General features: G+C 72.6%; 12 protein-coding genes. 7 read left to right on the top strand and 5 right to left on the bottom strand.

The genetic code is table 11. The features are described 5' to 3' along the window. The first annotated feature begins 101 nt into the window (after positions 1–101). The 4 genes from ACZ4XJ_RS04790 (at position 102) to ACZ4XJ_RS04775 (ending at position 4387) form a co-directional block, all read left to right on the top strand. Positions 102–923 carry a chitosanase gene (locus ACZ4XJ_RS04790; protein WP_468495459.1) on the top strand — a complete coding sequence of 274 codons (822 nt, stop codon included), beginning with the start codon at positions 102–104 and terminating at the stop codon, positions 921–923. A gap of 189 nt (positions 924–1112) precedes the next feature. Next, entirely contained in the window at positions 1113–1364 is a 252-nt protein-coding gene (locus ACZ4XJ_RS04785) for a DUF805 domain-containing protein (protein WP_468495318.1), read from the top strand. Between the two features lie 115 nt (positions 1365–1479). Then, the gene (locus ACZ4XJ_RS04780) at positions 1480–3699 is read left to right on the top strand and encodes an NADP-dependent isocitrate dehydrogenase (protein ID WP_468495317.1); all 2220 of its coding nucleotides are present in this window, start codon (positions 1480–1482) and stop codon (positions 3697–3699) included. Between the two features lie 142 nt (positions 3700–3841). Further along, positions 3842–4387 (top strand): GNAT family N-acetyltransferase, encoded by a 546-nt coding sequence (locus ACZ4XJ_RS04775; RefSeq protein ID WP_362875733.1) that lies wholly within the window; start codon positions 3842–3844, stop codon positions 4385–4387. Positions 4388–4490: 103 nt separating this feature from the next. Here the strand turns inward: ACZ4XJ_RS04775 and ACZ4XJ_RS04770 are convergent, their stop codons facing one another. The 4 genes from ACZ4XJ_RS04770 to ACZ4XJ_RS04755 form a co-directional block, all read right to left on the bottom strand. Continuing rightward, positions 4491–5207, bottom strand: a complete 717-nt coding sequence (locus ACZ4XJ_RS04770; protein WP_468495316.1) for a DUF4937 domain-containing protein — start codon at positions 5205–5207, stop codon at positions 4491–4493. Positions 5208–5312: 105 nt separating this feature from the next. Next, positions 5313–6233, bottom strand: coding sequence for a formylglycine-generating enzyme family protein (locus ACZ4XJ_RS04765; RefSeq protein WP_468495315.1), 921 nt, complete (start codon positions 6231–6233; stop codon positions 5313–5315). Between the two features lie 167 nt (positions 6234–6400). Continuing rightward, positions 6401–7819 carry a sulfatase family protein gene (locus ACZ4XJ_RS04760; RefSeq protein WP_468495314.1) on the bottom strand — a complete coding sequence of 473 codons (1419 nt, stop codon included), beginning with the start codon at positions 7817–7819 and terminating at the stop codon, positions 6401–6403. Between the two features lie 311 nt (positions 7820–8130). After that, on the bottom strand, positions 8131–8664 hold the full coding sequence (locus ACZ4XJ_RS04755) for a hypothetical protein (protein WP_362875737.1): 534 nt from the start codon (positions 8662–8664) through the stop codon (positions 8131–8133). Positions 8665–9281: 617 nt separating this feature from the next. On the opposite strand from ACZ4XJ_RS04755, the gene ACZ4XJ_RS04750 reads away from it, so the two are divergent. Together ACZ4XJ_RS04750 and ACZ4XJ_RS04745 are read left to right on the top strand one after the other, a co-directional pair. Next, positions 9282–10970, top strand: coding sequence for a glycoside hydrolase family 71 protein (locus tag ACZ4XJ_RS04750; protein ID WP_468495313.1), 1689 nt, complete (start codon positions 9282–9284; stop codon positions 10968–10970). 187 nt (positions 10971–11157) lie between these two features. Continuing rightward, entirely contained in the window at positions 11158–12306 is a 1149-nt protein-coding gene (locus ACZ4XJ_RS04745; protein WP_362875739.1) for an aminotransferase class V-fold PLP-dependent enzyme, read from the top strand. On the opposite strand, the gene cobF is transcribed toward ACZ4XJ_RS04745, so the two are convergent. Beyond that, positions 12293–13045 (bottom strand): precorrin-6A synthase (deacetylating), encoded by a 753-nt coding sequence (gene cobF, locus ACZ4XJ_RS04740; RefSeq protein WP_362875740.1) that lies wholly within the window; start codon positions 13043–13045, stop codon positions 12293–12295. The genes ACZ4XJ_RS04745 and cobF overlap by 14 nt on opposite strands. Before the next feature lie 18 nt (positions 13046–13063). Here cobF and ACZ4XJ_RS04735 point away from each other — a divergent pair, with 18 nt between their 5' ends. Continuing rightward, the gene (locus tag ACZ4XJ_RS04735) at positions 13064–13819 is read left to right on the top strand and encodes a (Fe-S)-binding protein (protein WP_468495312.1); all 756 of its coding nucleotides are present in this window, start codon (positions 13064–13066) and stop codon (positions 13817–13819) included. Positions 13820–13858 lie beyond the last annotated feature (39 nt).

Raw genomic sequence — 13858 nt, 5'->3', positions numbered from 1 at the left:
GTGTTCCCGCCCCGCGATGTCTGGTAGGAAAGTTTCCTAACGGAATCGGGAAGCCTCAACCACCTTACGGAGGCCTTGTGTTCACCCCTCACCGCAAGACGATGACGATCGGCGCCCTGCTCGGCGCGGCCCTGCTCGCCGCCCCGCTCACGGCGCACGCCACGGCGGCCCCGGCCTCGGCGCCCGCTCCCGCGGCGACCGTCGCGGCCGCCCCCACGGGGCTGGACGACCCGGCGAAGAAGGACATCGCCATGCGGATCGTCTCCAGCGCGGAGAACTCCTCGCTGGACTGGAAGGCGCAGTACAAGTACATCGAGGACATAGGCGACGGCCGCGGCTACACCGCCGGGATCATCGGCTTCTGTTCCGGCACCGGCGACATGCTCGACCTCGTCGAGTACTACACGCAGGTCAAGCCGGGCAACGTGCTCGCCAGGTACCTGCCGGCCCTGCGCGCCGTCGACGGCAGCGACTCGCACGCGGGCCTCGACCCGAACTTCACCGGGGACTGGGCCAAGGCGGCCCAGGACGCCGAGTTCAAGAAGGCCCAGGACCACGAGCGGGACCGGGTCTACTTCAACCCGTCCGTCAAACAGGGCAAGACGGACGGCGTGGGCACCCTCGGCCAGTTCATCTACTACGACGCCATCGTCATGCACGGCGACGGGACCGACTCCACCAGCTTCCGCAACATCCGCAAGCGCGCCCTGGCCAAGGCCAAGCCCCCGGCCCAGGGCGGCAACGAGACGACCTGGCTCAACGCCTTCCTCGACGCCCGCGTCTGGGCCATGAAGCAGGAGGAGGCGCACAGCGACACCAGCCGCGTCGACACCGCCCAGCGGGTCTTCCTGAAGAAGGGCAACCTGAACCTCAACACCCCGCTCGACTGGAAGGTTTACGGGGACCCCTTCCACATCGGCTGACCGGCACCGCGGTCACCCCCGCATCAACGGCCCCGGCCGTCGGCCGACGTCCCAACTCCCTTCAGGATTCGGGGTGGTGGCCCGTTGTTGGCCCCCGAAAATGGCTTGGGCGCGGCGGGTCGAAGGCATGAATCCGGCCCGACCCCTTCCGGTGGGCCGGGCCGTCGATGCCGTCCTTAGGGGGAACTCGTGAACTACTACGTCGACGTCATCAAGCGCTACGCGGACTTCAACGGCCGATCGCGCCGCCAGGAATACTGGATGTTCGTCCTGTGCACCATCCCCGTCGTGATCGTCCTGACGGTCATCGACTTCGCGGTGGGGAGCTACCCGGTCATCACCTGGATCTACACCCTGGCCGTATTCCCTTCCGACCCTCCCGCCGCCGCCGCCGACCGGACACGGTCGACGGCGGCACCTTCGTCGTTCGTCCGAAGGTGACACGCGTCTCGTCCGACTTGGGGCAGGGGGCTGTCCAGGTCGACCCGATCACGAGATATCTTGATGTCGAGCAATGTTGCAGACGAGAGACGCAGACTGTGGAGCGGAGCATCCGGTGACTGACTCGACCATCATCTACACGCACACTGACGAGGCCCCGGCCCTCGCGACGTATTCGTTCCTGCCTGTGATCCAGGCGTACGCGTCGACGGCCGGTGTGAATGTCGAGACCCGTGACATCTCCCTGGCCGGTCGGATCATCGCCAGCTTCCCCGAGCACCTCGAGGAGAGCCAGCGGATCGCCGACGCCCTCGCCGAGCTCGGCGAACTGGCGAAGACCCCCGAAGCCAACATCATCAAGCTTCCCAACATCTCGGCCTCGATCCCGCAGCTGAAGGCCGCGGTCGCCGAGCTCCAGGCCCAGGGCTACGCCCTCCCGGCCTACCCGGACGACCCGAAGACCGACGAGGAGCGCGAGATCCGCGCCCGCTACGACAAGGTCAAGGGCAGCGCCGTCAACCCGGTCCTGCGCGAGGGCAACTCCGACCGCCGCGCCCCCGCCTCGGTGAAGAACTACGCCAAGGCGCACCCGCACCGCATGGGCGCCTGGACCTCCGAGTCGAAGACGAACGTCGCCACGATGGGCGAGAACGACTTCCGCTCCACCGAGAAGTCCACCGTGATCGCCGAGAACGGCACCCTGCGCATCGAGCACGTCGCCGCCGACGGCACCACCACCGTGCTGCGCGAGTCCGTACCGGTCCTCGCCGGTGAGGTCGTGGACGCCTCCGTCCTGCACGTCGACGCCCTGCGCACCTTCCTCAACGACCAGATCGAGCGGGCCAAGGCCGAGGACGTCCTGTTCTCCGTGCACCTCAAGGCCACGATGATGAAGGTCTCCGACCCGATCATCTTCGGTCACGTGGTCCGCGCCTTCCTCCCGAAGACCTTCGCGCGCTACGGCGAGACCCTCGCCGCCGCCGGCCTCTCCCCGAACGACGGCCTCGGCGCCGTCCTCAACGGCCTGGCCGCGCTGCCCGACGGTGACGCGATCAAGGCCTCGATCGACGCCGAGATCGCCGAGGGCCCGGCCCTCGCCATGGTCGACTCCGACAAGGGCATCACCAACCTGCACGTCCCGTCCGACGTCATCGTCGACGCCTCGATGCCGGCGATGATCCGCACCTCCGGCCACATGTGGGGCCCCGACGGCGCCGAGGCCGACACCCTCGCGGTCCTCCCGGACAGCAGCTACGCCGGTGTCTACCAGGCCGTCGTCGACGACTGCCGCGCCCACGGCGCCTACGACCCGTCCACGATGGGTTCGGTGCCGAACGTCGGCCTCATGGCCCAGAAGGCCGAGGAGTACGGCAGCCACGACAAGACCTTCGAGCTCGCCGCCGCGGGCACCGTCCGTCTCGTCGACGCCGCCGGCAACACGGTCCTGGAGCAGGAGGTCGCCAAGGGCGACATCTTCCGCGCCTGCCAGACCAAGGACGCGCCGATCCAGGACTGGGTCAAGCTCGCCGTCACCCGCGCCCGCGCCACCGGCGTCCCGGCCGTGTTCTGGCTGGACGAGGGCCGCGCGCACGACGCGCAGCTGATCACCAAGGTCAAGACGTACCTCGCCGACCACGACACCGACGGTCTCACCATCGAGATCCTCTCCCCGGTCGAGGCCACCGCGTACTCCCTGGAGCGCATCCGCCGCGGCGAGGACACCATCTCCGTCACCGGCAACGTGCTGCGCGACTACCTGACCGACCTCTTCCCGATCCTGGAGCTGGGCACCAGCGCCAAGATGCTGTCGGTCGTCCCGCTGATGAACGGCGGCGGCCTCTTCGAGACCGGCGCCGGCGGCTCCGCGCCGAAGCACGTCCAGCAGCTCGTCAAGGAGAACTACCTGCGCTGGGACTCCCTGGGTGAGTTCCTCGCGCTGGCCGTCTCCTTCGAGCACCTCGCGACCACCACCGGCAACGCCCGCGCCCAGGTGCTGGCCGACACCCTGGACCGCGCCACCGGCACGTTCCTCAACGAGGACAAGTCGCCGAGCCGCAAGCTGGGCGGCATCGACAACCGCGGCAGCCACTTCTACCTCGCCCTGTACTGGGCGCAGGAGCTGGCCAAGCAGACCGACGACGCCGAGCTGGCCGCCGCGTTCGGCGCCCTCGCCAAGACGCTGGCCGAGCAGGAGCGGACCATCGTCGACGAGCTCATCGCCGTCCAGGGCTCCCCGGCCGACATCGGCGGGTACTTCCAGCCCGACGCGGCCAAGGCCGCCGCGATCATGCGGCCGTCCGAGACCCTGAAGCAGGCGCTCGCGATCCTGGGCTGAGCCAGGACCCCGGCTCACCCCGGGACCACCGCAGACGGGTCCGCCCCGGCCGGCAGCACGCCCGGCCGGGGCGGGCCCGTACCCGCGTACCTCCGCGGAAACCCGGTTGTGGGCGGGCGGGCGCTACGGCTAGGAAGGCCGGGTGATCCGAGGAAAGCTGACCGGGCTGCGCGCCCGGCTCCCCGAAGACGTACCCGTGCTCCACTCCGAGCTGTACGAGGACGTCGCCACCCGCTCGCGCGCCGACTCCCGACCCTGGCGTCCACTGAGCGCCGGCGGCGGGCACTCCCCGTACGAACCGGCCGCGCCCGCCGACGACGCGGTGGTGTTCTCCGCAGTCGACCTGGCGTCCGGGGAACTGGCGGGCGAGGCCCTTCTGTGGGGCATCGACACCCACAACCGCGGCGCCCACCTCGGCATCTCGCTGCGCCCGGGCAGCCGCGGCCGGGGCTTCGGCGCAGAGGTCGTGCAGTTGCTCTGCCAGTACGGGTTCACCGTGCGCGGTCTGCACCGGCTCCAGGTGGACACCCTCGCCGACAACGCGGCGATGATCGGCGCCGCCCGACGCGCCGGTTTCGCCCTGGAGGGGACGCTACGCCGCTCCGCCTGGGTGAGCGGTGCCTTCGTCGACGAGGTGATCCTCGGACTGCCCGCTGAGGAATGGCAGCCCGCACCCTGGCAACGCTGACCCCGCACCCCCGCACCCCCGCACCCCCGCACCCCGGCAACGCGGCAACGCGGCCTCCGGGCGAGCGCGTCGGTGCGCCCGCGCCCCGGGCCGGGCGCCCGCCTCACCTGCCGGGGCCCCCGGCACAGGCCGGGCGCCCGCCCCACCTGCCGGGCCCCCGGCACATCAGCCCGTGCCCGCGCCGGCTGACACGTCGGCCACGACGGACCACCCGCTCCAGGGGTATGAGATGACCGGTCGTCGAGCGAAGGTCCTCCGGGAGCCCGGCACGGGCGTGGAGGGCCGGGAAGTGCTCCGTGCGGTACCGGTCGTGAGCGGCACGGCTCGACCAGAGGGTGGTGACCAGGTAGCGGTCCGGGGCGAGCCGGATGACCACCCCCGCCCGCATGCCGCCCGCCGCCGCCATACCGGGCCCCCACACGCGGCGTTGTACGGCGAGGAAGTGCTCCGCTCGACCCGGCAGCACTCGGCAATCCGCGACCCGGAGCAGCTCCGCGCCCGCCAAGGCCCCGGGCAGGTCCGCCGTCTCGCCGGCCAGGTCGAGGACGCTCTCACCAGCGGCGGTTTCCACCGCGGTGAAGGAGCCCTCCTGGCCGGTCAGGGCGAACACCTCGTCGTGGCGCTCACGCATGAAGCGGCCGTAGGACTCGGATCCGCTCCACAGTCCCATGATCCTGGCGTGCCCTCTCTCCCCGTCCCAGCCGCCCACCTGCCCCACCAGGCCCTCGGCGTCACCGATCGCCGCCCAGGCACGCTGACCGGACCCGAACCGCTCCCGCGACGCCACCGGCACCCTGCAACCGATCCATTTCCCCCACATGCGCAACCGCCCCCGTCCATGGTCGAGCCGACCCCACGATCATGGCGTTCGACCCCTGGTAGGCGTCAATCGGTCCGAGGTATCAAGGCACCCCCTACCTGCGGCTTAGGCCGTCGGGGCGGCCGCCACCCGGAAGCCGATGTTGCCCGAGGAACTGTCGGGGGTGTTGCGGGTGCGGGCCGCGACGCGGTAGCGGTTGCAGTACGAGTCGTGGCACATGTGGGAACCGCCGCGCATCGACCGCTCGGGGCCGGCCGGGGCGAACCGGTCGGCGCACCACTCCCACACGTTGCCGACCGTGTTGTAGAGCCCGTAGCCGTTGGGCCGGAAGGACTTGGCCGGCGCGGTGCCCGCCCAGCCGTCCGCCCGGGTGTTGTGTCGGGGGAAGTCGCCGTTCCAGATGTTGCACATGTACCGGCCGTCCGGGCGGAGTTCGTCGCCCCACGGATAGCGCCGCCGCTCCAGACCGCCGCGTGCCGCGTACTCCCACTCGGTCTCGGTGGGCAGCCGGGTACCGGACCAGGCGCAGTACGCCTGCGCGTCGTTCCAGGACACGTGGGTCACGGGGTGGTCCTGCCGCGCGGCGAACGACGTGCCGGGCCCTTCCGGGCGGCGCCAGTCGGCTCCGGCCACCGCTCGCCACCAGGGGGTTCCCGCCACCGCCGGGGACGCCGAGGCGAGTTCGGCGGCGAGGAAGCCCGCGAAGACGAAGCTGAAGCCGAACGACTCGGCCTCGGTGACGTGCCCGGTGGCCTGCACGAACGCGGCGAACTGCGCGTTGGTGACGGTGGTCGGGGCGATGCGGAACGCCCCGACCACCGCCTCCCGGACGGGCCCCTCGCCGTCCGCCGGGAACCCGTCCGGGTCCTCGGTCCCCATCAGGAAGCGGCCGCCCGGGAGGTCGAGGAGACCGCGCGCGGCCCGTCCGGCCGCCGGATCCGCGCGCGGCCGGGGCGGGGGCGGTACCGGCGCCGGGACGGTGACGGCGGCTTCCCGGGCGGGGGTGCAGCAGGGCTTCGGCGGCATGGGTCCGGTCTCTCCTGGGTGGGGCGTACGGGAATCAGCGGGGCCCGGGCGGCGCTCGCACCGGCGTCACCGGCGTCACCGGCGTCACCGGCGTCACCGGCGTCACCGGCGTCACCGGCGTCACCGGCGTCACCGGCGTCCGGACACCGGTGACGCCCGGCCCGCCCTCAGCTCGCGCGGTCGGCGGCCAGCCGGGCCGCCAACGCCGGTATCCCGAGGGCCTGTTCCTGCTGCGGGGTGGCCTGGTGGAGCAGGTTCCGCAGCTGGTGGGGGTCGGCGGCCAGGTCGTAGTACTCGCGGAAGGTGACCTGGCCGGTGCCGGACACCGCGCCGGTGGAGTCGGTGTGCAGGTCGTAGTACTCGGTGTACTGCTTGTCCTTCGCCACGTACGACGCCCAGGTCTTGGGCCCGGTCCCGCCCGCGCCCTGCTTCCACCACTGGACCAGCAGGTGGTCGCGGGAGGCGGTACCGAGCAGGGACTGGCCGTCCTGGTCGGCCGGCCGCGCGATCCCCGCGGCGTCCAGGATCGTCGGCGCGATGTCGATGTTGGCGACGATCCGGCCGTCGGTGGTCCCGGAGTCCAGGCCCCCGGCCGGCCACGACAGGTAGAACGGCACCTCGTGGGCGGGGGAGTAGGGCACGGACTTCTTCAGCCAGCCGTGATCGGCCCAGGTGTAGCCGTTGTCCCCGGTGAAGATGACGAGCGTGTTCGCCAACTGCCCGGTCGCCGCCAGCCGGTCACGGATCGCCCGCACGGCGTCGTCCACGGACAGCAGGCTGCGCAGCTGACGCGTGCGCAGCTCCCTCGCGTCGTCGAGGGTGCCGGTGGCGTCGCGGATGTACGGCGGTTTGTCGGAGCGGTCCGCCTCCGGGACGGAGGGGCGACCGTTCCACGTGGGTACCGGCGTCTGCGCGTACTTGGGCGCCGGGACGTTCGGCGCGTGGGAGGCGTAGGGGGTCACGTACGCGAACCACGGGCGGTTGTCGGTGGCGGCCTTGTCGATGAAGTCGAGGGTCTTGTCGCGGACGATGTTGGTGGTGTAGCCGTCGATCTGTCGCACGGCGCCGTCGACGTTCCAGCGCGCGTCGTTGTAGCCGGGCTGCAGCAGGGCCCACTCCTCGAAGTGCGGCGGGTTGTCCGCCAGCGCCCAGGAGTTGAGGTACTTGCCGAACAATCCCGTGCGGTATCCCGCCTGTTTCAGGTGGCGCTGCACGGTGGTGGACTGGTCCAGACCGTGCGAGGCCGCGTTGTTGCGGACGCCGTGGTGGTGGGCGTGCTTGCCGGAGAACACGGACGAGCGCGACGGCGCGCACAGCGGGGTCGCCGAGTGGCCGTGGGTGAAGGTGACGCCCTGCCCGCCGAGCCAGGCGATGGTGTTCGGGAGCGCCCACTCGGTGTGCTTGGGATGGTCGTCGGTGACGATCAGCAGGATGTTCGGCCGGGCGGCGGACGTCCCGGAAGCGACCGGGGCGGCCTGCGCGAGGCCGACCGGGGCCGCTGCCGAGGCGGCGACGGCAGCCGCGCCGGCGATGAAGCCGCGCCGTGCGACCGCGCCGGCGCGGGGCGTGCTGGGGTGCTCGCTCACGAGGGTCTCCTGTACGTGCGGGGCAGGGTGACGTACGTACGTACCGGGCTCGGGGCAGGCCGCAGCCGCCCCGAAACCCGCAGGTCAGACCCTAGGAGCCGAAACCGCCGCACTCAATGGACCCGGCATGTCAGTGCCGTGGCAGTGCTGTGGCGGCCGCGTGGCACGGGTGTACCGCGTGTGTGACACGGGTGTACCGCGCGTGTGGCGCGGACGCGCCGAGGGTCGGCCGGGCGCCGGATGCGACGCCTCCACCGCACGCCCCCGACACAGCCGGCGGGCAGGCCGCCCGGCTGAACGTGGCCGGCCCGTCAGAGCCGGTGCACCCGGCCCTGGCCGACGGCGAGCGGGCTGCGTCCGGCGGCCAGTACGCGCAGCCCGGGCGCGACGATGAGGAGGGCCCGCAGCCACTCCAGCGTCCGCGGGGCCAGTCGGTCGCAGTCGTCCAGGACGAGGAGCATGTCGCGCTCCGCGAGCCACGAGGCGGCGTTCGCCGTGCCGCAGGGGAGGAAGGGCATGCCGGGCAGGCAGCCCAGGGCGTCCACCAGTTCGCGGACGCTCCCGTCGCGGCGGACGGCGATGACGGCGGATCCGTCACAGAAGTTCGAGGCGAGCCTGCGGGCGATGTCCCGGACCAGCAGGCTCCGCGGTTCGCGGAACCGGCCAGTCACGGTGAGGACCCGGCCCCGTCGCACGGCGGTGAGCAGGACGGACAGCTCGGCGGACGTGGTCAGCAGTGTTCCGGCTGGTCCGGCCGCGCCGGACGCCCTGGATTCCCCCATCGGCACGATGCCCCCCATTGCATGCGTGACCAGGCGCGGCAACAGGGATGCTTCGAGCCGCATGTCGACGATTATGCGCCAATTCCCTTGCATCACCAGGGGAATTGCGCATTCCGTCGAAGGTGTGTGCGGGCGTGCCGAGGTCTGCGGGGGCCGTGCGGACGACTCCCCCCCGAGGTGGGGGTCGGGGCCCCGCCCTCCGGCCCCGGCCGCCCCGATCGCCGCGCCGCCCTCCGTCCCGCCGTACGTGCCGCCGGTCGGCCGGATGGTGGAGGGTCCGTAGACGCGCGCCGGCGGCCCTACCGACGCCGTGCGGACAGCGCGTCCGGAAGGTCCGGACCACCCGGCCGACCACGCGCGGGACCGCCGCCCGGTCGGCCGGGCGACCGGGCTGCAAAGCGTTGCGGATGCGTGCGCGTGCCCCCGCGCACACGCCACCGCTCCGGCGCGCCAAGGCCACCCTGGCCGGGCGGGCATGAGCCACGGCAAAGCGGTCGGCGTAGTTCCTGTGGTCCCGGTGACGTACGTACCGGGCCCGGGCTCGTGGGGAACGGTTGTCCGGACGACGGGAATCGGCTCTACTGCTGTGCAGCCCCCTCGGCGGGGCATATTCCAGGGAGGGGCCCACCATGAGAGCGGACCGGCGAGCGGACCGGCGCACGGACGGGCGGGCGAGACCCTTGGGACACCGGCGGCGCCACGGTCGGCGGGGCCTCAAGGCCCTGCTGGCCCTCCTGCTGTCCGCCTTCTTCCTGGTCGGTGTCTGCGCCGCCACCGGCATCGCCTGGGACCCCTTCGCGGCGGGCGCCACCGAGCGCAATGCGGCGCCCGACATCAACGTGCCCCGGTCCACCGGCCCCGGCGGCCCGGCCGCCCCCGGGACCTCCGCCGCGCCCGAGCCCGAACCGAGCGCGCCCCTGAGCGACGGCGCCGGCGGCGACGGCAGCGACGGGGCGGGCACACCGCCCGGCAGCGCCGCGGGACAGGCCGGCGCCGGAGCGGCGCGCCCCCCCGGCGCCCTCCCCTTCGACCTGCCGCAGCCCGCCGCCCTGCGCACCGGAGCCGCCGGCCGCAAGCTGGTGTTCGCCCACTACTTCACCCCGTACCCGCTCTCCCTGGACAACGCGAGCGCCGACGTCGACTACTACACCCGCAACTACCTGAACCCGGACGGCGAGAGCGGCAAGCACGAGCGCTACGGCGGCCTGTTGCGCGACCGCCCGCTCCCCGTCCAACCCAAGGACGGCAACTGGGAGCTGGTGAACCTCCGGCAGGAGGTGCGCACCGCCCGGGACGCCGGCATCGACGGGTTCACCCTCGACATGCTCTCCCTCAGCGGAAAGAACTGGGAGCGGTCCAACCTCCTGATGGAGGCAGCCCGTTCGGTGGACCCCGCCTTCAAGATCATGCTGATGCCGGACATGACCTCGCTGAAGACCGACGACCCCGCTGTGCTCGCCGACGCCGTCGCCGCCCTCGGCAAGTCCCCCGCCGCGCACCGCCTCGGCGACGGCCGGCTCGTCGTCTCCCCGTTCAAGGCGGAGGCCAAGGACGTGGGTTGGTGGACCCGGGTCATCGACACCCTCCGCACCGAGCACGGCATCCGGACCGCCTTCGTCCCGCTCTTCCTCGACTTCGGCGCGCACAACGGCGAGTTCGCCCCGATCAGCTACGGCTTCTCCGAGTGGGGCAGCCGCTCGTACGTCGGCCAGGAGAGCTCCACCCGGGACGTCGACCGGGCCCACGGCTTGGGCAAGATCTGGATGCAGCCCGTGTCGGTGCAGGACGCCCGCCCCAACCAGGGCATCTACGACGAGGCCGGCAACACGGCGACCCTGCGCTCCACCTGGACCCGCGCCATCGACGACGGCGCCGACTGGGTGCAGCTCACCACCTGGAACGACTACTCCGAGGGCAGCCAGTTCGCCCCGTCCCTGCACAACGGCCACACCTACCTGGACCTGACCTCCTACTACCTGACCCGGTTCAAGACGGGCAGTTGGCCCCACGTGGTCCGCGACACCCTGTACATGACCTCCCGCATCCAGTTCGCCTCCGCCGACCCGACCGGTGACCAGTCCCTCGTGATGAACCTGCGCAAGGGCAGCGCCACCCCCCGGGACACGGTGGAGGTGCTCAGCTTCCTCAAGGAGCCGGCGACGGTCCGCACCAGCGTCGGCTCCGTCCGCGACGAGCACCGGGCCCCGGCCGGCGTCCACGCGGAGCTGCTGCCGCTGAAGCCGGGCATCAGCTCGGCGGAGGTCACCCGCGGCGGCCGGGCCGTGACGGAGGTCGATCTGCCCTACCCGGTCGAGCACAAGGTGGACGTCCAGGACCTCCAGTACTACGCGGCGACCAGCGGCCGGTGACGTAGCCGGGGAGTGCGGCCGGGCGGCCCGCCCCCGGCCCACACCCCCACCCCGCCCGGGACAACCACCCCCGGCCGGGGGCGGCGCAGGCCACCTTGCCGGTATTGGCCTTTCGCCGGCGGGCGGATGCCCTGCATGATCCGGATGCCGCGCACGCCTCGCGCGCCGCACCCGACCGGAGGTAACCGTGACCGAGCCGTCCGCCCCGCCCGCCTTCCCCGACGGTCCGGCCCTCTTCCGGCTGGACCCCGCCGTCGCCCACCTCAACCACGGCTCGTACGGCGCGGTCCCGATCCCCGTCCTGGACGCCCAGCAGGCCCTGCGCGCCGAGGCGCACGCCGACCCCGACGCGTTCTTCGCCTCCGTCCCCGACCGGCTGGACGCGGCCCGGGCCCGGATCGCCGTGCACCTGGGGGCGGACCCGGCCGGCATCGCCTTCATCTCCAACGCCACCGAGGGCGCCAACCTCGCCCTCGACGCGATCCCGCTCGCCGACGGCGACGAGATCCTGGTCACCGACCACGGCTACGGCACCGTCGTCGCGGCCGCCGCCCGCCGGGCCCCCGTCACCACCGTGACCCTGGACCCGTTCCTGCCCGACGAGGACGCCGTCCGCGAGACCGTACTGGCCGCCCTGACGCCCCGTACGAAGGTCGCCCTGCTCGACCACGTCAGCTCGCCCACCGCCCGCCTGATCGCCGGCCCCCGGCTGCTCGCCGACCTCGCCGCCCGCGGCGTCACCACCGTCGTCGACGGCGCACACACCCCGGGCATGCTGGCCCGGCCGATCGCCGCCGGCGCCGACTTCTGGTTCGGGAACCTGCACAAGTGGGGGTACGCGCCCTCGGGCAGCGCGATTCTCGCCGTCGCTCCGGCCCACCGGGCCCGGGTACGCTCCCTCACCCCGTCATGGGAGGACCACCGGGGCTTCCCGCTGTCCGTCGAGTACCGGGCCACCGCCGACTACACCGGCTGGCTCGCCGCCCCCGAGGGCCTCGACCTGCTGGAACGCCTCGGCGCGGCCCGCGTCCGGGCCCACAACCACGCCCTGGCCGGCTACGGGGCCGCGCTCCTCGCCGAGGTCCCCGGGCTCACCCCGCTCCCGTGGACCGAGGGCCTGCCGCTGCGCTCGCTGCTGCTGCCCCCCGGCACCGCCGAGACCCAGGACGACGCCCGGGCGATGCGCGAGGAACTCGCCGCGAAGCTCCGTACGCGGGTCCTGGTCTGGCCCCGCCCGGGCGGCGGGGGGCTGCGCGTCTGCGGCCAGATCTACAACCGCGCCGAGGAGTACGAGCGCCTCGCCCGGGCCCTGCCCGGCTACCTCAGGGGCGCCTGAGCAGGTAGGTGTCCATGATCCAGCCCTTGCGGGCACGGGCCTCGGTCCGCAGCTCCTCGATCCGCCCGGCCACGTCGGCCAGCTTCCCCGAGACCAGGATCTCGTCCGGGGTGCCCACGTAGGCACCCCAGTAGATGAACAGGTCCTGGTCGAGGTGGGCGGTGAACGCGTGCCGCGCGTCCAGCATCACCACCACGTCGTCCACGTCCTGCGGCCAGCCCTCCGCGAGCCGCCGGCCCGTGGTGATCTGCACCGGGCGCCCGACCCGGTTCAGGTTCGTCCGGTGCCGGGCCAGCAGCGCCGACACGCTGCTGATGCCGGGCACCACCTCGTGCTCGAACGCCACCCGGCCGTGCTCCAGCACCTCGTCGAGGATCGCGAGGGTGGAGTCGTAGAGCGAGGGGTCGCCCCACACGAGGAAGGCCCCCGTCTCGCCCTCCGCCAGATCCTCGGCGATGAACCGCTCGAAGATCGCGGCCCGCGCGCTGCGCCAGCCGTCCACGGTCGGGGTGTAGTCGGAGGGGGTCCGGTCGCGGTCCGGGTCGCGACCCTCGACGAGCCGGTGCCCCGGACGGGCGTGCGCGTCGAGCATCGCGCGCCGCAGCCCCGTCAGGTCCGACTTCTCCTCCCCCTTCTCCAGGATGAGGAACGCGTCCGCCGCGCCGATCGCCCGGACCGCCTGGAGGGTCAGGTGGTCCGGGTCGCCCGCGCCGATGCCGATCACTGAGAACTTCTTCACCGGGCTATTCTGCCCGTCATGCGTGCCGCTCTGTTCGTCACCTGCGTCAACGACGCCCTGTACCCCCGGACCGGCATCGCCGTCGTCCGTCTCCTGGAGCGTCTCGGCGTCGAGGTGGACTTCCCCGCGGCCCAGAGCTGCTGCGGGCAACCGCAGTACAACACCGGCTACCGGCGGGAGAGCGAACCGCTCCTGCGCCGCACCGCCGAGGCCTTCGCCGGCTACGAGTACGTGGTCACCCCCTCCGGTTCCTGCGCCGCGATGATCCGCGAGCACTACCCGCGCATCGGCCGCAAAGCGGCCCAGGAGGGCCGGGGGAGCGCGTTGGCCGAACTCGCCGCCGGCCTCGTACCGCACGTGTACGAACCCACCGAGTTCCTGGTGGACGTCCTCGGCGTCATCGACGTCGGCGCCCACTTCCCGCACAAGGTCACCTATCACCCCTCCTGTCACGGGCTGCGGACCCTCGGCCTGGGCGAGCGCCCCCGCCGGCTGCTGGCCGCCGTCAAGGGCCTGGAACTCGTCGAACTGCCCGGAGCCGATGAATGCTGCGGCTTCGGCGGCACCTTCGCCGTCAAGAACGCGGACGTCTCCGCCGCCATGGGCGCCGACAAGATCCGCAACGCCCGCGCCACCGGGGCCGAGGTGCTGTGCGGCGCCGACAACTCCTGCCTCGCCCACCTCGACGGCACCCTGCGCCGCGCCGGAGCCCCGCTGCGCGCCCTGCACCTGGCCGAGATCCTGGCCTCGACCGAGGAGGAACCGCCGCGATGACCCGCCCCGCCGCCACCGGCCCCGCCGCCTCCCGCCCCC

The sequence above is a fragment of the Streptomyces sp. NPDC029836 genome, assembly GCF_055574495.1.
Note: the sequence above shows the minus strand (reverse complement) of the source record. Positions and strands in the feature narration are given on the sequence as shown.

Coding starts and splice junctions, on each gene's coding strand:
- ACZ4XJ_RS04790 (WP_468495459.1), top strand. CDS start 102: ATGACGATCGGCGCCCTGCTCGGCGCGGCCCTGCTCGCCGCCCCGCTC.
- ACZ4XJ_RS04770 (WP_468495316.1), bottom strand. CDS start 5,207: ATGTGGGGGAAATGGATCGGTTGCAGGGTGCCGGTGGCGTCGCGGGAG.
- ACZ4XJ_RS04765 (WP_468495315.1), bottom strand. CDS start 6,233: ATGCCGCCGAAGCCCTGCTGCACCCCCGCCCGGGAAGCCGCCGTCACC.
- ACZ4XJ_RS04755 (WP_362875737.1), bottom strand. CDS start 8,664: ATGCGGCTCGAAGCATCCCTGTTGCCGCGCCTGGTCACGCATGCAATG.
- ACZ4XJ_RS04735 (WP_468495312.1), top strand. CDS start 13,064: ATGCGTGCCGCTCTGTTCGTCACCTGCGTCAACGACGCCCTGTACCCC.